The 17,316-nt window shown below is 64.1% G+C and carries 17 protein-coding genes; 10 read left to right on the top strand and 7 right to left on the bottom strand.

What is annotated here, in order from left to right; genetic code table 11:
* The first annotated feature begins 17 nt into the window (after window positions 1-17).
* Window positions 18-929, top strand: coding sequence for a flagellin (locus tag JJE66_RS02195; RefSeq protein WP_200512495.1), 912 nt, complete (start codon window positions 18-20; stop codon window positions 927-929).
* Between the two features lie 2 nt (window positions 930-931).
* Here the strand turns inward: JJE66_RS02195 and JJE66_RS02190 are convergent, their stop codons facing one another.
* From JJE66_RS02190 to JJE66_RS02175, 5 genes are all read right to left on the bottom strand, one after another.
* Window positions 932-2,500 carry an AMP-binding protein gene (locus tag JJE66_RS02190; protein WP_200512494.1) on the bottom strand — a complete coding sequence of 523 codons (1,569 nt, stop codon included), beginning with the start codon at window positions 2,498-2,500 and terminating at the stop codon, window positions 932-934.
* 33 nt (window positions 2,501-2,533) lie between these two features.
* The gene (upp, locus tag JJE66_RS02185; protein ID WP_200512493.1) at window positions 2,534-3,169 is read right to left on the bottom strand and encodes a uracil phosphoribosyltransferase; all 636 of its coding nucleotides are present in this window, start codon (window positions 3,167-3,169) and stop codon (window positions 2,534-2,536) included.
* 160 nt (window positions 3,170-3,329) lie between these two features.
* Window positions 3,330-3,458 carry a hypothetical protein gene (locus JJE66_RS38385; RefSeq protein WP_283818507.1) on the bottom strand — a complete coding sequence of 43 codons (129 nt, stop codon included), beginning with the start codon at window positions 3,456-3,458 and terminating at the stop codon, window positions 3,330-3,332.
* 90 nt (window positions 3,459-3,548) lie between these two features.
* Entirely contained in the window at window positions 3,549-3,698 is a 150-nt protein-coding gene (locus JJE66_RS02180) for a hypothetical protein (protein ID WP_200515403.1), read from the bottom strand.
* Window positions 3,695-4,162 carry a hypothetical protein gene (locus JJE66_RS02175; protein ID WP_200512492.1) on the bottom strand — a complete coding sequence of 156 codons (468 nt, stop codon included), beginning with the start codon at window positions 4,160-4,162 and terminating at the stop codon, window positions 3,695-3,697. The genes JJE66_RS02180 and JJE66_RS02175 overlap by 4 nt, the downstream gene beginning before the upstream one ends.
* 269 nt (window positions 4,163-4,431) lie before the next feature.
* Between JJE66_RS02175 and JJE66_RS02170 the strand changes: the two genes are divergently transcribed.
* From JJE66_RS02170 to JJE66_RS02140, 7 genes are all read left to right on the top strand, one after another.
* Window positions 4,432-4,587 carry a hypothetical protein gene (locus JJE66_RS02170; protein ID WP_200512491.1) on the top strand — a complete coding sequence of 52 codons (156 nt, stop codon included), beginning with the start codon at window positions 4,432-4,434 and terminating at the stop codon, window positions 4,585-4,587.
* An 11-nt stretch (window positions 4,588-4,598) separates the two neighbouring features.
* On the top strand, window positions 4,599-4,688 hold the full coding sequence (locus JJE66_RS02165) for a K(+)-transporting ATPase subunit F (RefSeq protein ID WP_018641117.1): 90 nt from the start codon (window positions 4,599-4,601) through the stop codon (window positions 4,686-4,688).
* 112 nt (window positions 4,689-4,800) lie between these two features.
* On the top strand, window positions 4,801-6,504 hold the full coding sequence (gene kdpA, locus JJE66_RS02160) for a potassium-transporting ATPase subunit KdpA (RefSeq protein ID WP_200512490.1): 1,704 nt from the start codon (window positions 4,801-4,803) through the stop codon (window positions 6,502-6,504).
* Window positions 6,505-6,537: 33 nt separating this feature from the next.
* Window positions 6,538-8,652, top strand: coding sequence for a potassium-transporting ATPase subunit KdpB (gene kdpB / locus JJE66_RS02155; protein WP_200512489.1), 2,115 nt, complete (start codon window positions 6,538-6,540; stop codon window positions 8,650-8,652).
* Window positions 8,653-8,712: 60 nt separating this feature from the next.
* The gene (locus tag JJE66_RS02150; RefSeq protein WP_200512488.1) at window positions 8,713-9,318 is read left to right on the top strand and encodes a K(+)-transporting ATPase subunit C; all 606 of its coding nucleotides are present in this window, start codon (window positions 8,713-8,715) and stop codon (window positions 9,316-9,318) included.
* Between the two features lie 124 nt (window positions 9,319-9,442).
* Complete coding sequence (locus tag JJE66_RS02145) at window positions 9,443-12,166, top strand: sensor histidine kinase KdpD (RefSeq protein WP_200512487.1); 2,724 nt, start codon at window positions 9,443-9,445, stop codon at window positions 12,164-12,166.
* Entirely contained in the window at window positions 12,163-12,852 is a 690-nt protein-coding gene (locus JJE66_RS02140; RefSeq protein ID WP_200512486.1) for a response regulator, read from the top strand. Before JJE66_RS02145 ends, JJE66_RS02140 begins: the two co-directional genes overlap by 4 nt.
* Window positions 12,853-12,861: 9 nt before the next feature.
* On the opposite strand, the gene JJE66_RS02135 is transcribed toward JJE66_RS02140, so the two are convergent.
* Window positions 12,862-13,746, bottom strand: coding sequence for a Ku protein (locus JJE66_RS02135; RefSeq protein WP_200512485.1), 885 nt, complete (start codon window positions 13,744-13,746; stop codon window positions 12,862-12,864).
* Window positions 13,747-13,862: 116 nt separating this feature from the next.
* Here JJE66_RS02135 and ligD point away from each other — a divergent pair, with 116 nt between their 5' ends.
* Entirely contained in the window at window positions 13,863-16,523 is a 2,661-nt protein-coding gene (ligD, locus tag JJE66_RS02130; RefSeq protein ID WP_200512484.1) for a DNA ligase D, read from the top strand.
* Window positions 16,524-16,650: 127 nt separating this feature from the next.
* Here ligD and JJE66_RS02125 read toward each other — a convergent pair whose 3' ends face one another.
* On the bottom strand, window positions 16,651-16,815 hold the full coding sequence (locus JJE66_RS02125) for a DUF3309 family protein (protein ID WP_018318514.1): 165 nt from the start codon (window positions 16,813-16,815) through the stop codon (window positions 16,651-16,653).
* Window positions 16,816-16,997: 182 nt separating this feature from the next.
* Between JJE66_RS02125 and JJE66_RS02120 the strand changes: the two genes are divergently transcribed.
* Entirely contained in the window at window positions 16,998-17,315 is a 318-nt protein-coding gene (locus tag JJE66_RS02120; protein ID WP_200512483.1) for a polyhydroxyalkanoic acid system family protein, read from the top strand.
* Window position 17,316 lies beyond the last annotated feature (1 nt).

Raw genomic sequence — 17,316 nt, 5'->3', positions numbered from 1 at the left:
GCGCGGGGAGCAAGCCCATGGTCGCGATGCGGATTGCCACATTCGCCCAGTCGAGCAAGATGATTGCGGATGCGATGCGCGTCGAATCGGTGATGGCCAACGAGCAGGTCCAGGAATCGTCGGGCGTCGTCTCGACCGATTTCGGCGGTTACGGCTCGAACGCGCAGCATGTCGTCAATCTCCAGGTCTCGGTGACGCGCGCGCAGTCCTATGTCGATGCGGCCAGCCTCGCCGACAGCAAGGTCCAGGTGATGTATTCGGCCGTCGGCTCGATGACCGACATCATCACGCAGCTCCGCTCGCAGCTGAGCGCCGCCTCGACCGGAAGCTCGACAGAAACGACCTCCGTGATCTCGTCCGCCCAGCAGATGCTGGAAGAGATGGGCTCGCTGATGAACACGCAGTATGACGGCCAGTACGTCTTTGGCGGCGGCAAGACCAACACGGCGCCGGTCGATCTCACCAGCTTTGCATCGGGCACCGGCTCCACCACGACAGCCGACACCAGCTACTACAACGGCGATGATGAGATCGCCTCGGTGCGCGTCGCGGCCGACGATACGGTGTCCTATGGCGTCACCGCCGACAATTCGGCGTTCGAGGAGGTGATGCGGGTGCTGAAATTCGTGGCCAATAGCACCTCGTTGTCGTCCTCGGACATCTCCAGCGCGCTCAATCTCGCCAGCACAGCGCTCGACGATACCGCCGCCGTGCAGGCGAAGCTCTCCAGCTCGGCGTCCGCGATCGAGACGGCGAGCGCCCGCCAGAGCGACTACAAGAGCTATGCCGAGAGCGTGTCGAACGACCTCACCGGCGTCGACGTCGCGGCCATCACCGCGCAGCTCTCGACCTATCAGGCGCAGCTCAGCGCGTCCTATTCGGCAATGTCCAAGATCCTCAGCATGAATCTCGCGAGCTATCTGAAATAGGCCTATTCGGCCGCGATCCGTTCCATCGCCATGGCGCGGAGCCGGACGCGCTGGATTTTGACGCCGTTGGCGCTGTCGGTGACCGGGAAGGTATCCACGGCATAGATCCGCGCCGGGATCTTGTAACCGGCGAGCCGCTCGCGCAAGCGCGCGACCAACGTCTCCTGCTGTGGCGGCGCACCAGCCGGAATCACGAAGGCGACGCAGCGCGCCTGGCCCTCGAGATCGACCGCAACGACCTGGGCATCGGCAACACCGGCACACAGCTTGAGTTCGTCCTCGATCTCGCCGGGCCCGACCAGGAAGCCGCCGAGCCGCATGGCATCGCCCGCGCGAGTTTCATAGACGAAGGCGTCGTCGCGAAGCCGGCCGATGTCGCCGGTACGGAAGAAGCCGTCGGCGGTGATCGCATCGCGTGTTGCCTCGGGGTTGTTGAAATAGCCGAGGAAGCACGATGGCGCCCTGATCTCGATCTCGCCGGAGATGCCGTCGGCCGCAAGCTCACCGGTCTCGGTGTCGCGTATGCGCACCTTGGCGTCGGGTGACATCGGCCAGCCGCCGCCCTCGATGCGATCGGCAAAGGCGTCGCTGGCGCGGGCGATCGCGAACAGCGCCTGCACCTCGCTCGAGCCATAGAGACCGTGTAACGGCATGCCGCGCGCATCGGCTTCATTGGCAAGCTCGCGCCAGCCGGGCTGGAACGCGGCAAAGCCGCAGACTTCGAGATGCGGGAACGGCCGCGGCGCGTCGGTAAGAGCGAGGATGCGGCGGAACATCTCGTCGGAGCCGAAAGTATGCGTGATCTTCCGTTCGCTGAGAATTGTCAGCGCCGGCGCCGCCTCGAACGCATCGAGCGCGTGGACGGCCGCGCCCGCAGCGATGAAGCCGAGCAGGCTGGTCATGCCGAACGTGCCGCAGAACGGCAACATCGCCAGCAGCGAATGGTGTGGCGGGGACAGCTGCAGCGCCTTGGCAACGGAGTTGGCGTGGGTTGCCAGCGTCCGCTGCGAATGCGCGACCAGTTTTGGTCCTTTGGTCGTGCCCGATGTGGTGTAGAGCAGCACCGGGAGATCGACGTCATCCTGGGTGGGTGCCGATGGATAAGGCTGATCGAACGCATCGAACTGAATGCACGGCCATTGCGCGGGGATTGCATCTGCGCCGACCACCGCGAGCTTTTGCAGCGCGGGCACCACGTCCCTCGCGATGTCGGCGAGAATGGCCGCGAAATCGATCGCGCGGAACGCCGCCTCCATCACCAGCAGCTTGGCGCCGGAAAGTTTTAGGAGATGCGCCACTTCCGCGCTGCGGTAGCGCGTGTTGACGGCGGCGACGACCGCACCCAGCCGGGCGGCGGCGAACAGCAGCGCGATCCATTCGACCCGGTTGACCAGCCAGATCGCCACCACGTCGCCGTTGCCGATGCCCTGCGCGGCAAGCCATGCCGTGGTCTGCTCGACCTTGCGCGAAAATTCCGCGCGCGAGATGGGCTGGCCCTCGAACACGAAGGCGGGATCGGTGGCGGTCTTCGATCCGATCAGCGAATGCAGTGAAACATCGTCGGCGTGCATGACGACCGGAGTAGCCCGATCGCGCAAACCTGTTTACTTGGTGCCGAACATCCGGTCGCCGGCATCGCCCAGCCCCGGCACGATGTAGCCGTGATCGTTGAGCCGTTCATCGATCGCGGCGGTCCAGACCGGCACGTCGGGATGTTCGCTCTGGAACTGCGCGATGCCCTCGGGCGCTGCCAGAAGGCACACGAAGCGGATGTCGCGGGCGCCGCGATCCTTGAGCAGGGACGCGCCGGCGCAGGCCGAATTGCCGGTCGCCAGCATCGGGTCCATCAGGATCACGGTGCGGTCGGACAGGTCCTGCGGCGCCTTGAAGTAATATTCCACGGCCTGCAATGTATCGGGGTCGCGGTAGAGCCCGATATGGGCGATGCGGGCCGAAGGCATCAGCGCCAGCATGCCGTCGAGGAAGCCGACGCCAGCACGCAGGATCGGCGCCAGCGTGAGCTTCTTGCCGGCGATCTTCGGCGCCTGCATCGGCGAGATCGGCGTCTCGATCTCGACCAGCTCCAGCGGCAGGTCGCGCGTCACCTCGTAGCCGAGCAGCATCCCGATCTCGTTCAGGATCTCGCGAAAGCTCTTGGTCGAGCGATCCTTCTCCCGCATCAGGGAAAGCTTGTGCTGGACCAAGGGGTGGGCGACGACGTTGACGCTGCTTGTGCTCATGAAATCGATCTACACGGTTCCGCGAAACTGCGCCAGATCGGCCGGGCGTTTTCCGCAAGATGGGACGCCTACCCCGGGCATCGCAACCGCCGTTCGCGCCCGGTTGCTTGCCTCGTAGGCAGCCATGGTCAATTCGCGGTCGATCGCTGTCTGAGAAGCCCTAGACGCCGAGGCCGCGCGCCGCGAGCGTGATCACGATCGTCAGGACCGCACCCCAGACCAGGCTCAGCGTCATGGTCAGGATGGCCGTTGTAACCGCGTGCTCGAGATATCCCTTGAAGAGCTGCACGCTAGCCATCCGAGCCGGGCGCTGCCGTGACGCGCAGGCCGAGCAGCAGCGTACCCACCAACGCGAGCAGCATGGCGATCTTGAGCTCGATCATGTCGGTAACCTCGCGGCAAGGCGTGCAACTAACCGCCCGACTTGCGCTGCCAGCGCGATCAGAGGATTGCCGCGGTTCTCGATGTCGAGCTCGAAGGTCTCGGCGGGAAACACCAGCGCCGGCGCGCTCTGGCGGTTGGCGATCACCTGAAATTCTCGCAGGCGGCCGGCTCGTAGAGCGGATCCGTGGCGGGACGCAGGTTGGGAACGCTCGGCCGCGACGCTTCCGCGGTGAGTGCGCGAACCTCTACGAAAGCCGAGAGCAGCGCGATCGCGAGGTCGCCATGGCATTCCTCGACAGCGGCCTCCAGCCAATCCGGCAGTTCGCGCTCACGCGAGAGCGCGCAATGCCATTCGCCCTCGTCATAAGCGATGCGTCGGACCTGCCACAGCGGCAGCTCGAGCTCCATGAGCGCTAGCGCAGCATCGGTCCAGGCCCCCGCATCGATCAGGTGCACGAGGCGAGCCGTTCGCTCGCTCCGGCCGAGCGACGGGATGCGCCGGCAGGCGTTGTCGATGACCTCGCGCATGAGCGGGCGCGTCATCACCTGCGCATTGCGCAAACGGTCGCCAAGCGAGGGTAGATCGTGGGGGCGGAGAGCGGCGGTCATGTCAGCCTCCTGAAATTGGCGTCGGTCAGTCGGCCGGCCTTTTCAGGATGGCTGGGAGGACATTTGAAAGCGAGATGGGGGAAGGCCGCGAGATATAAGGATTTCATAAGTGTGGGGCAGGCCCCGGGGAGGGCGACGCATTGCGAGCCGGCAGCCCTATGGGATTCCTATAACGTCGCCATAGCCCTCATCTCGAAAACCTATGCCCAGGGTGGCACTTCAGCACGGTCAAAAGTTCCGGCTGATGGCGCCGAAATGCGTTTCGTTTCTTGTCCGCCATTGCCTGCCGGAACCACGTCAACGGTTGCGCCGAACATCTGGGCGCAACGAGGAGCATTGCCATGATGGACATTCTGATGCTGGCGCTGGGCTTCGCCTTCTTCGTCCTTGCGATCGGCTACGCCTATGCCTGCGAACAGCTGTGACGGAGCGGATCATGATTTTCGATTACGCGCTCGCCGGCGCCGTCTCGTTCGGCCTCCTGGTCTACCTCACCTATGCGCTGCTGCGGCCCGAGCGGTTCTGACCGGTGCTGCTGCTTCTAAAATCGCTGCTGCCGGATGCCGTGCTCGTCGCGGGCTTGCTGGCGGTGCTCCTGCCGATGCTGCGGCGGACACCGAGCCTAAGGGGTTAATGCCATGACTGTGATCGGTTGGCTCCAGATCATTCTTTATTGCGCCATTGTCGTCGCGCTGGCCAAGCCGCTCGGCTGGTACATGACGCGTGTATTCAACGGCGAGCGGACGGTTCTCTCGCCTGTGCTGCGCCCGATCGAAGCCGGCATCTACTGGTTCTCCGGCGTTGACGAAAAGCGCGAGCAGCACTGGCTGACCTATACGGTCGCCATGCTGCTGTTTCATGTCGGCGGCTTCCTGACCATCTACGGCGTGATGCGATTGCAGGCCGTGCTGCCGTTCAATCCGGCCGGGCAGGGCGCGATTGCCGAGGACCTCTCCTTCAACACCGCGATCTCCTTCATCACCAACACCAACTGGCAGAACTACGGCGGCGAGAGCACGATCTCCTATCTCGTGCAAATGCTGGGCCTGACGCACCAGAATTTCCTGTCGGCGGCGACCGGCATCGCGCTCGCGGTGGCCTTGATCCGCGGCTTCTCGCGTGCCTCGATGCGCACGGTCGGCAATTTCTGGGTCGACGTCACCCGTTGCACGCTCTACGTGTTGTTGCCGATCTGCGTCGTCTACTGTCTGTTCCTGGTCTCGCAGGGTATGCCGCAGACGCTCGGGGATTATGTCCAGGCCACGACGCTCGAAGGCGCCAAGCAAACCATCGCGGTCGGCCCGGTGGCGTCGCAGGTCGCGATCAAGATGCTGGGTACCAATGGTGGCGGCTTCTTCAACGCCAATGCTGCGCATCCCTTTGAGAACCCGACCGCGCTGTCGAACTTCGTTCAGATGATCTCGATCTTCACGCTGGGCGCCGCGCTGACCAACGTGTTCGGTCGCATGGTCGGCAATCAGCGCCAGGGCTGGGCGATCCTCGCCGTGATGGGCGTGCTGTTCGTCGCAGGCGTGGCCGTCACCTATTGGGCGGAAGCCAATGGCACCTCGACGCTCCAGGCGCTCGGCCTGACCGGCGGCAACATGGAGGGCAAGGAGGTCCGCTTCGGCATCGTCGCATCCTCGCTGTTCGCCGTGATCACCACGGCCGCCTCCTGCGGTGCGGTCAATGCCATGCATGACAGCTTTACTGCCCTCGGCGGCATGATCCCGCTGATCAACATGCAGCTCGGCGAGATCATCATCGGCGGCGTTGGCGCCGGTCTCTACGGCATGTTGCTGTTCGTCGTGCTCGCGATCTTCGTGGCGGGCCTGATGGTCGGCCGCACGCCGGAATATGTCGGCAAGAAGATCGAGGCGCGCGAGGTCAAGATGGCGATGCTCGCGATCCTGGTGCTGCCGCTGATGTATCTCGGCTGGACCGCGGTCGGCGTGGTTTATCCGCCCGCCGTCGCCTCGATGGCGAATGCCGGCCCGCACGGCTTCACGGAAGTGCTCTACGCCTACACATCGGCTACCGGCAACAACGGCTCGGCCTTCGCGGGCCTCACCGGCAATACCTTCTTCTACAATCTCACGCTCGCCAGCGCGATGTTCGTCGGCCGCTTCTTCATGATCATCCCGGCCATGGCGATCGCGGGCTCGCTGGCCGCCAAGAAATCCATTCCGCCGTCGGCAGGCACGTTCCCGACCACCGGCGGATTGTTCGTCGGTCTCGTCGTCGGCGTGATCCTGATCATCGGCGGTCTCACTTTCTTCCCGGCGCTCGCGCTCGGCCCGATCGTCGAGCATCTCGCGATGAACGCGGGCCAAGTGTTCTGACCAACAGCCTTCTGATTGTTTGGAGTGACCTCCATGGATACCATGAAACTGCAAAAACGCGCTTCAGTGTCGGCGATGCTCGATCCCAAGATCGTCGTCCCCGCGATCCGCGCGTCGTTCACCAAGCTCGATCCGCGGCTGATGATCAAGAACCCCGTGATGTTCGTGGTCGAGATCGTGGCCGCGCTCACCACGGTGATCTTCCTGCGTGACCTCGCTTCTGGCGGTGGGAATCTCGCCTTCACCTTCCAGATCATCCTCTGGCTCTGGTTCACGGTGCTGTTCGCCAACTTCGCCGAAGCCGTTGCCGAAGGGCGCGGCAAGGCTCAGGCTGATTCGCTGCGCAAGACCCGCACCGAGAGCCAGGCCAAGCTCCTGACAGGTGCGGGCCAGGACTTCAAGCTGGTGCCGGGCACCAGCCTGAAGGTCGGTGACATCGTGCTGGTCGAGGCGGGCGAGACCATCCCCTCCGATGGCGAGGTGATCGAGGGCGTCGCGTCCGTCAACGAGGCCGCCATCACCGGTGAGTCCGCCCCCGTGATCCGCGAGTCCGGTGGCGACCGCTCGGCGGTGACCGGCGGCACCCAGGTGCTGTCCGACTGGATCCGCGTCCGCATCGCGGCCGCGCAAGGCTCGACCTTCATCGATCGCATGATCAAGCTGGTCGAGGGCGCCGAGCGGGCGAAAACGCCGAACGAGATCGCGCTGAACATCCTGCTCGCCGGCCTCACCATCATCTTCGTGTTCGCCACCGTCACCATTCCGAGCTATGCCGCCTATGCCGGCGGCTCGATCTCGGTGATCGTGCTGGTCGCGCTGTTCGTGACGCTGATCCCGACCACGATCGGCGCGCTGCTCTCGGCGATCGGCATCGCCGGCATGGACCGTCTGGTCCGCTTCAACGTGCTGGCGATGTCCGGCCGTGCGGTGGAAGCCGCTGGCGACGTCGACACGCTGCTGCTCGACAAGACCGGAACGATCACGCTCGGCAACCGTCAGGCGACCGCGTTCCGTCCAGTGCGTGGCGTCAGCGAGCAGGAGCTTGCAGACGCCGCCCAGCTCGCTTCGCTTGCCGACGAGACGCCGGAAGGCCGCTCCATCGTCGTGCTGGCCAAGGAGAAATACGGTATTCGCGGCCGTGACATGGCCGAGCTGGGCGCGACCTTCATCCCGTTCACGGCGCAGACCCGCATGAGCGGCGTCGATGCCGGCGGCTCGTCGGTGCGCAAGGGCGCGGTCGATGCGATGTTCAACTATGTCGGTGGCGGAGCGTTGCTGACCGTGGCGTCCGGCAACACGGCGCGCGCCATCCAGCCTGCGGCACTTTCGGATATGGGCCGCGAGGTCCAGACCATCGCGGACGAGATCGCCAAGGCCGGCGGCACGCCGCTCGCGGTTGCCAGGGACGGCAAGCTGCTCGGCGTCATCCAGCTCAAGGATATCGTCAAGGGCGGCATCCGCGAGCGTTTCGCTGAGCTGCGCCGCATGGGCATCCGCACCGTCATGATCACCGGCGACAACCCGATGACGGCGGCTGCGATCGCAGCGGAAGCCGGCGTCGATGATTTCCTGGCGCAGGCAACGCCCGAGGACAAGCTCACGCTGATCCGCGACGAGCAGGCCAAGGGCAAGCTGGTCGCCATGTGCGGCGACGGTACCAACGATGCGCCCGCGCTCGCGCAGGCCGACGTCGGCGTCGCCATGAACACCGGCACGCAGGCCGCGCGCGAAGCCGGCAACATGGTCGACCTCGACTCCAACCCGACCAAGCTGATCGAAGTGGTCGAGATCGGCAAGCAGCTGTTGATGACGCGCGGTGCGCTGACGACCTTCTCGATCGCCAACGACGTCGCAAAATACTTTGCGATCATCCCGGCGATGTTTTTGGCGTTCTACCCGCAGCTGAACGTGCTCAATGTCATGCACCTGTCGAGCCCGCAGAGCGCCATCCTGTCGGCGATCATCTTCAACGCGCTTGTCATCATCGGGTTGATCCCGCTGGCACTGAAGGGCGTCGCCTATCGCGCCGTCGGCGCCGGCGCGCTGCTTCGCCGCAACCTGCTGATCTATGGCCTCGGCGGCATCATCATTCCCTTCATCGGCATCAAGGCGATCGATCTCGTGGTCGTTGCCTTGCACCTGGCTTGATCGTCGTCGCCGGAGCGCGCAGCGCGCCCCGGGCTTCGACGAAGACATAGGAGACCCAACATGCTCAGAGAAATCCGCCCCGCCATCGTCCTCTTGCTGTTGCTCACCGCCATCACCGGCCTGGCCTATCCGCTCGCCATGACCGGCATTGCCGGTGCGATCTTCCCCGCAATGGCGCAAGGCAGCCTGATCGAGAAGGACGGTAAGGTGGTCGGCTCCGCTCTGATCGGGCAGGAGTTCAAGGAGGACAAATATTTCCACGGCCGCCCCTCGGCGACGCTGGCGCCGGACCCGAATGATTCGACCAAGACGGTGTCGGCGCCCTACAACGCCGCCAATTCGGGCGGCTCCAATCTTGGCCCGACCAGCAAGGCACTGGCCGACCGGCTGAAGGACGACGTGGATCAGCTGAAAGCCGAGAACCCGAACACTGCCGTTCCGGTCGATCTGGTCACGACCTCGGCCAGCGGTCTCGACCCCGACATTTCCCCGGAAGCGGCGCAATTCCAGGTGCCGCGCGTTGCGAAGGCGCGCAATGTATCGGAAGACCAGCTCAGGCAGCTCGTTGCCTCCAACACTCAGGGCCGCACGCTCGGCCTGCTTGGCGAACCCAAGGTTAACGTTCTTGCGCTGAACCTCGCACTGGATCGTGCAACCACGAAGTAGCGGTCTAGGCTCGCGGCACACTGATGATTATAGTCTTCGGCGCAGCCTTTCTTCTCCCTCTCCCCGCTTGCGGGGAGAGCCGAAGTAAAAGGCGGAGAACGTAACGGATGAACAAGCCGTCCTGATGGCCCGAGAGCGCCGCGATCCCGAACAACGTCCGTCGCCCGATGCGCTGCTGGATGCCGCGCGCCGGGAGGAGAGCGCAAGCGGTAAGCTGAAGATCTTCGTCGGTGCCGCTCCCGGCGTCGGCAAGACCTACGAGATGCTGCAGAGCGCCCATGCCAGGCGCAAGGCCGGTATCGATGTCGTGGTCGGCTTCGTCGAGACCCATGGCCGCGCCGAGACCGAGGCGCTGGTGCTGGGGCTGGAAGTGATCCCGCGCAAGAAGCTCGATTACCGCGATCAGGTCGTCGAGGAGATGGACCTCGACGCCGTGATCGCGCGCCGGCCGAAGATCGCATTGGTCGACGAGCTCGCCCACACCAACGCAACCGGCAGCCGGCATCCCAAACGCTATCTGGATGTCGAGGAGCTGCTCTCCCACGGCATCGACGTCTATACCGCCGTCAACATCCAGCACATCGAGAGCCTGAACGACGTCGTCGCCCAGATCACCCATGTGCGGGTGCGCGAGACGGTGCCGGATTCGGTGTTCGACCGCGCCGATGCGATCGAGCTGATCGACCTCACGCCTGACGATCTGATCCAGCGGCTGAGGGAAGGCAAGGTCTACGTCCCCAAGCAGGCCGAGCGGGCGCTGGAGCACTATTTCTCGCCGGGCAACCTCACGGCGCTGCGCGAGCTTGCATTGCGACGCACGGCCGAGCGGGTCGACGAGCAGCTTCTCAATCACATGCAGGCGAATGCGATCGCCGGCCCCTGGGCCGCCAGCGAGCGTATTCTGGTCTCCGTCAGCGAGGATCCGCGCGCGGCCGGGCTTGTGCGCTACACCAAACGGCTGGCCGACCGGCTGCATGCACCTTTCACCGCGATCTCGATCGAGACGCGGCGATCCCTGCAACTGTCCGACGAGGAGCGCGACCGCCTCGCCGATACGCTGCGGCTCGCCGAATCACTGGGCGGCGAGGCCTTGACCATTCCCGCCGTCGGACGGCGCATCGCCGACGACATCATCAATTTCGCGCAAGGCAACAACGTCACCCAGATCGTGATCGGCAAGTCGACGCGCTCGCGCTGGTTCGAGATGACGCGCGGCTCCGTCGTGCATGATCTGGTGCGCCGCGCCGGCAATATCAGCGTTCACGTCATTCCCGGCGAAGATGTGCCCGGCGAGTCGGCGCCGAAAACCGGGGTGCAGACGGCGGCCAAATCGGAGCCGTTCGACCCGCGGTCCTACCTGAAGGCTCTCGGCATCGTGCTGATCGGGCTCGGCGCCGCCGAGTTCATCCAGCCCTACTTCGGCATCGAGAACGTCGATCTCGTGTTGCTGACTGCGGTGGTAACGGTCGCGGTCCGCTATGGCCTGTGGCCTTCGCTGCTTGCCACTGTTGCGGCATCGCTCTGCTACAATTTCTTCTTTATGCCGCCACTCTATACTTTCACCATTGCTGATCCGACCAACATCGCGGCCTTCGTTCTGTTCATGGCGGTCGCGATGATCGTGTCCAACGTCGCGGCGCGTGTGCGGACCCAGGCCGATACCGCGATCGGTCGCATCAGGACCACCGAACAGCTCTATGCCTTCAGCCGCAAGCTCGCCGGCACGGGAACGCTCGACGACGTCTTGTGGGCGACGGCCTACCAGACCGCGCTGATGTTGAAGGTGCGCGTGGTGCTGTTACTGTCCGAAGAGGGCCTGCTCATCGTGAAGTCGGGCTATCCGCCCGAGGACGAATTGGATCAGGCCGACCTTGCCGCGGCCAATTGGGCCTGGAGCAACGATCGCCCTGCCGGCCGCGGCTCGGACACGTTGCCGGGAGCCAAGCGGCTATTTCTGCCGATGCGCACCGGCCGCGGACCGATCGGCGTCATCGGCATCGACAACGATCGCGCCGGTCCCTTGCTGACACCCGACCAGCGCCGTCTGTTAGACGCACTGGTGGATCAGGGCGCACTCGCGATCGAGCGCGTGCTGCTGGTCGAGGACATGGACCGCGTCAAGCGCACCGTCGAATCGGAACGGCTGCGCTCGGCGCTATTGACCTCGATCTCGCACGATTTGAAGACGCCGCTTGCCTCGGTATTGGGTGCAGCCTCCACAATGCGCGATCTCGCGGGCGCGTTGTCCGACACCGAGAAGCGCGACCTGCTTGCGACCGTGATCGACGAGTCCGAGCGACTCAACCGCTTCATCGCCAACCTGCTCGACATGACCAAGCTCGAGTCCGGCGCCATCGTGCCCAACACGGGGTTGCACGATCTCGGCGAGATCGTCGGCAGCGCGCTGCGGCGGGCATCCAAGATCCTCGCCGGACACAAGGTGGAACTGGTGTTGGCTGCCGATCTGCCGATGCTTCAGCTCGATGCGGTACTGTTCGAGCAGGTGCTGTTCAACCTGCTCGACAACGCCGCGAAATATTCGCCGCCCGAGACGACGATCTCGATCAGGAGCCAGCGCGAACGGGATCAGGTGGTGCTCCAGGTTGCCGACGAGGGCGACGGCATTCCGCCCGACGAGATCGAGAGCGTCTTCGACAAGTTCTATCGCGCGCAGAAGGGGGATCGTGTCCGCCCTGGCACCGGGCTCGGGCTCGCCATCTCCCGCGGCTTCGTCGAGGCGATGGGGGGTACGATCTTGGCCGCCAACCGCAGCGACCGGAGCGGTGCTGTTCTCACCGTCCGTCTGCCCGTCCCGGCACAGGCCCACGCATTGGATACCGCCGCATGAGTGCTGCCCCGATCAAGGTTCTTGTCATCGATGACGAGCCGCCGATCCGCAAATTGCTGCGAATGGGACTTTCGACGCAGGGCTACGAGATATTGGAGGCGTCGAATGGCAAGACCGCGCTGGAAAAGCTCGCGGAGGAGCCCGCACTGATCATTCTCGATCTCGGCCTCCCCGACATCCAGGGCCATGAGCTGCTGCGCACCATCCGTGCCCGCAATGAGGGCGTGCCGATCGTGGTGCTGTCGAGCCGGGGCGACGAGGCCGGCAAGGTGCAGGCGCTGGATCTCGGCGCCGACGATTATTTGACAAAGCCGTTCGGCATGGACGAGCTCTTGGCGCGCCTGCGCGCCGCGTTGCGGCATCAGCTTCAGGTGCAGGGCGAGCGCCCGATCTTCCGCACCGGCGATCTCTCGGTCGATCTCGTGCGCCGGATCGTCAAGGTCGCCGAACGCGACATAAAGCTGTCGCCGAAGGAGTACGATCTGTTGCGCGTGCTGGTGCAGCACGCCGGCAAGGTACTGACTCATCGCTTCCTGCTCAAGGAGCTCTGGGACGAGCTGACCGACGCACAATATCTGCGCGTTTATGTCCGCCAGCTCCGCCAGAAGATCGAGGCCGATCCGGAACGGCCGCAATATGTGCTGACCGAGACGGGGATCGGGTACCGGCTGAAGGCGGCAGATTGACGGGGCTCTTCATCCCGTCTTTCTGTGCCGCGCCGTCGATCGGTGCGCCTTTTTTGCGGCTTGCCGTCGTCCCGTCGCGCGGCGTGCATGCGATTTCGCCGCCGGCTTCTTCCCGCCACGCCCCTTCAGGCTCTGCTTCAGCGCATCCATCAGGCTGACGACGTTGCTCGGCCGCTCCTCCGGCTCCGGCAACTCGATTGTCCTGCCGCTCGCCTTGCGCTTCACCAGCGCTTTCAGCGCGGTCTCGTACTCGTCCTTGAACTTGCTCGGATCAAAATGCGCCGCCTTGGTGCGCAGGATGTGACCGGCGAGTTCGACCATGTCCTTGGTGACCTTCGGGCTCTTGATGTCGTCGAAGAACTGGTCTTCGTCGCGCAGCTCGTAGGGAAAGCGCAGCGTGGTGCCGAGCAGGCCCTGGCCGAGCGGCTCGATCGCGATGATGTGCTCGCGGTTGGTCAGCACGATCTTGGCGAGCGCGACGCGCCCCTCGTCCTTCATGGCGTCGCGGATCACGGCAAAGGCGTCGATCGCGGCCTTGCCGTCCGGCGCGATGTAATAGGGGTGGTTGAGATAGCGCTGGTCGATCTCCTCGCGTGGCACGAAGCTCTCGATGTCGATGGTGTGGTTGCTCTCGATCTGGACCGCCTCGAGCTCCTCCGGCTCGATCTCGACATATTTGCCCTTGCGCAGCTCATAGCCGCGGCCCTTCTGATCGCTCTCGACGATGTCGCCGGTCTCCGCATCCACCATCTGCTGCTTGAGCCGGTTGCCGGTCTCGCGGTTGATCATGTGAAACCGCGTCTTCTCGGCCGCGGTGGTCGCGGGATAGAGCACGACCGGGCAACTGACCAGCGAGAGCTTCAACGTTCCCTTCCAATAGGCGCGCGGGGCCATTCCATTCTCCAGCGTTTTCAAGGCGTTTTGGAACCCCAACCGTCCCACAGGGTTTTGGTTCCGGGCGGGACTTTCGCCGTGATAGGCTGAATGCCGAAAGAGAAGCGGGACCGGTCGTGCTGCAAAAACTCTCCACTTACCGAAAGAAGCGTGATTTTGAGAAGACGCCCGAGCCCTCGGGCAAGACCGCGGTGGCGCCCTCGAAGCAGCGGCGCTTCGTGATCCAGAAGCACGATGCGACCCGGTTGCATTATGATCTTCGGCTCGAATTTGAGGGCGTGTTCAAGTCCTGGGCCGTGACGAAAGGGCCCTCGCTCGATCCGCACGACAAGCGGCTGGCGGTCGAGGTCGAGGATCATCCGCTCGACTATGGCGATTTCGAAGGCACGATTCCGCAAGGCCAATACGGCGGCGGCACGGTGATGCTGTGGGACCGCGGCACCTGGGAGTGCGATGACCCGGAAGCCGGGTTCAAGAAGGGCGATCTCAAGTTCACGCTCCACGGTGACAAGCTGCACGGAAGCTGGGTGCTGGTGCGCATGCGTAACCGCGGCGACGAAAAGCGCACCAACTGGCTGCTGATCAAGCATCGCGACGAATATGCCAGCGAGGGCGAGGATATCTTGGCGGAGGACAAGTCGGTGGCCTCCGGCCGCGCCATGGACCAGATTGCCGGCGGCAAGGGCCGCGCGCCAAAGCCGTTCATGCTCGCGAAGGGCAAGGGCAAGGCCGATGCGGTCTGGCAGTCCAACCGTGTCGAGGAAACTAAGGGGCGGACCGTCAAACCCGCGCCTCGCGCAGCGTTGAAGATCAGCAAAACCGGAAAAAAGAAGGCCACGACCGCGACCACGGCCAAGAAGGTCTCGGAGATGCCGGACTTCGTGGCGCCGCAGCTCTGCACGTCGGTCGAGCGGCCGCCCGCGGCCGATGGGTGGTGCCACGAGATCAAGTTCGACGGCTACCGTGTGCAGCTTCGCGTGGAGGACGGCGAAGCGACGCTCAAGACGCGCAAGGGCCTCGATTGGACCGACAAATTCGCTTCGATTGCAAAGGAGGCCAGTGCGCTGCCGGAGGTGCTGATCGACGGCGAGATCGTCGCGCTCGACCATAACGGCGCTCCAAACTTTTCCTCACTACAGGCCGCGTTGTCGGACGGCAAGACCGAGGATTTGATCTTCTTTGCCTTCGACCTGCTGTTTGCCGAGGGACTCGACTATCGCCGCCTGCCGCTCGGCGAGCGCAAGGAGCGTCTCAAAGAATTATTGGAGGCGCGCAAGCAGAAGACGAGCCAGATCCGCTATGTCGAGCACTTCGAGAGCGGTGGCGACGCCGTGCTGCAATCGGCCTGCAAGCTCGAGCTCGAAGGCATCGTGTCGAAGAAGCTTGATGCGCCCTATCGCTCCGGCCGCACCGAGAGCTGGACCAAGGCAAAGTGCCGCGCCGGCCATGAGGTGGTGATCGGCGGCTACAAGACCACCAATGGTAAATTCCGCTCGTTGATGGCCGGCGTGCATCGCGACGACCATCTCGCCTTCGTGGGGATGGTCGGGACCGGATTTGGCGCTGACAAGGTCAAGCGTATCATGCCGGCGCTAAAAGCCGTGGAGGCCAAGGAAAGCCCCTTCGTCGGCAAGAACGCGCCGAAGAAGACCCGCGAGGTGCATTGGCTGAAGCCCGAGCTCGTCGCCGAAATTGAATTCGCCGGCTTCACGGCCGACGGCAACATCCGCCAGGCTGCGTTCAAGGGCCTGCGGCAGGACAAGCCGGCCGAGGAGGTCGAGGCGGAAACGCCGGCTGATACAGAACTCGCGGAACCGTCCGTCAAGCCGGGTACGAAGAGGAAGGTCGCCAAGCCGTCGAAGGCCGGCACTGCGGAGGTGATGGGCGTCGTCATCTCCAAGCCCGACAAGGAGCTCTGGCCTGATGACGGCAATGGTGATCCCGTTAGCAAGCTTGATCTTGCACGCTATCTCGAAGCCGTCGGCGAATGGATGATCGTGCATCTCAAGGGCCGGCCATGCTCGCTGATCCGTGCCCCCGACGGCATCAAGGGCGAATGCTTCTTCCAGCGCCATGCCATGCAGGGAACGTCGAACCTCCTGGAGCTCGCGCGGGTCTCGGGAGATCGCAAGCCCTACCTTCAGATCGATCGTATCGAAGGACTTGCAGCGGTCGCGCAGATCGGCGGCGTGGAGCTGCATCCCTGGAATTGCGCACCTTACGCCTATGACACGCCGGGCCGGCTGGTGTTCGATCTCGACCCGGCGCCGGAGGTCGACTTCGCCAACGTCGTCGAGGCCGCCAAGGAGATGCGGCAGCGACTCACTGAGCTCGGCATGGACAGCTTCTGCAAGACCACCGGCGGCAAGGGCCTGCACGTGGTGGTGCCGCTGCTCCATGGCGCGCGCGACAAGGTGAGCTGGAAGGAGGCCAAGGCGTTCGCGCAAGGCGTCTGCCAGTGGATGGCGGACGATGATCCCGAGCGCTATCTGCTGAACATGTCGAAGAAACTGCGCAAGGGGAAGATCTTCCTCGACTATCTGCGCAATGACCGCATGTCGACGGCGGTGGCGCCGCTGTCGCCGCGTGCGCGCGTGGGCGCCACGGTGTCGATGCCGCTGACCTGGGCGCAGGTGAAGAGCGATCTCGATCCGAAGCGCTACACGCTGCGGAGCGTGCCGGGCCTGCTGCCGCGCTCCAAAGCCTGGGAAGGCTATGACGATGCGGCGGCATCGATCAAGGCGTCGATCAAGAAGCTGGCGGGGAAAATGAAGTAGGTGGGTTAGCCCTGCGGATGCGCGAAGCGCAGTCCGCTTGGCGTAATCCACCACTGTCTGTTTCCGCGGAAGCAAAAGAGGAGGGTTACGTCAAGTGGCTAACCACCCTCCGCAGTCCTGCTCTTGGCTAGATCCGCCCCATCAGCAGCAGGATCAGCAGAATGACGATGACGAGCCCGAGGCCGCCGCCGCCATAATAGCCGGTGCCGTAGAACGGGCCGCCCCCAATGCCGCTGAAGCCGCCGAGCAGCGCGATGACCAAAATGATCAGAATGATCGTACCGATAGACATGCCAATCTCCTCCACCCCTTCGTTGAAAGGGTCGTTTGCACCTGTCCCGTTGAGCGAGGGCAACTTGCCGCAGGTTTTAAAGTTCCGATGATGAAACACCGGTCGCAGGCGCGACGCGCATGGAACCTTTGCCACTCTGGCCGGAATGACTATGTGAGGATGAGCCACAACAGGGCAGGACCATGTCAGCACCGCTTGTCGTTTCCATCCCGCACCGTCTCGGCCGTGAGGAGGCGGTGCGCCGGCTCAAGACCGGGCTCGGCCGCGCGGCGGCCAGCATTCCCGTGATGCAAGTGGAGGAAGAGCGCTGGAGCGGCGACACTCTGGCTTTTCGCGTCCGCGCGCTCGGGCAGATCGCAAGCGGACAGGTCGATGTCGGCGACGATCATGTCAAGGTTCAGGTGGTGCTGCCATGGCTGTTGCAGCGCTTTGCCGAGATGGCACAGGCGACGATCCGCAAGCGCGGACAGCTGCTGCTGACCAAGGACGAAGGAAAGTAGG

The organism is Bradyrhizobium diazoefficiens (assembly GCF_016612535.1).
GTDB lineage: Bacteria > Pseudomonadota > Alphaproteobacteria > Rhizobiales > Xanthobacteraceae > Bradyrhizobium > Bradyrhizobium diazoefficiens_C.
The sequence above is the reverse complement of the archived record's forward strand: the minus strand, read 5'-3'. Positions and strand labels throughout refer to the sequence as shown.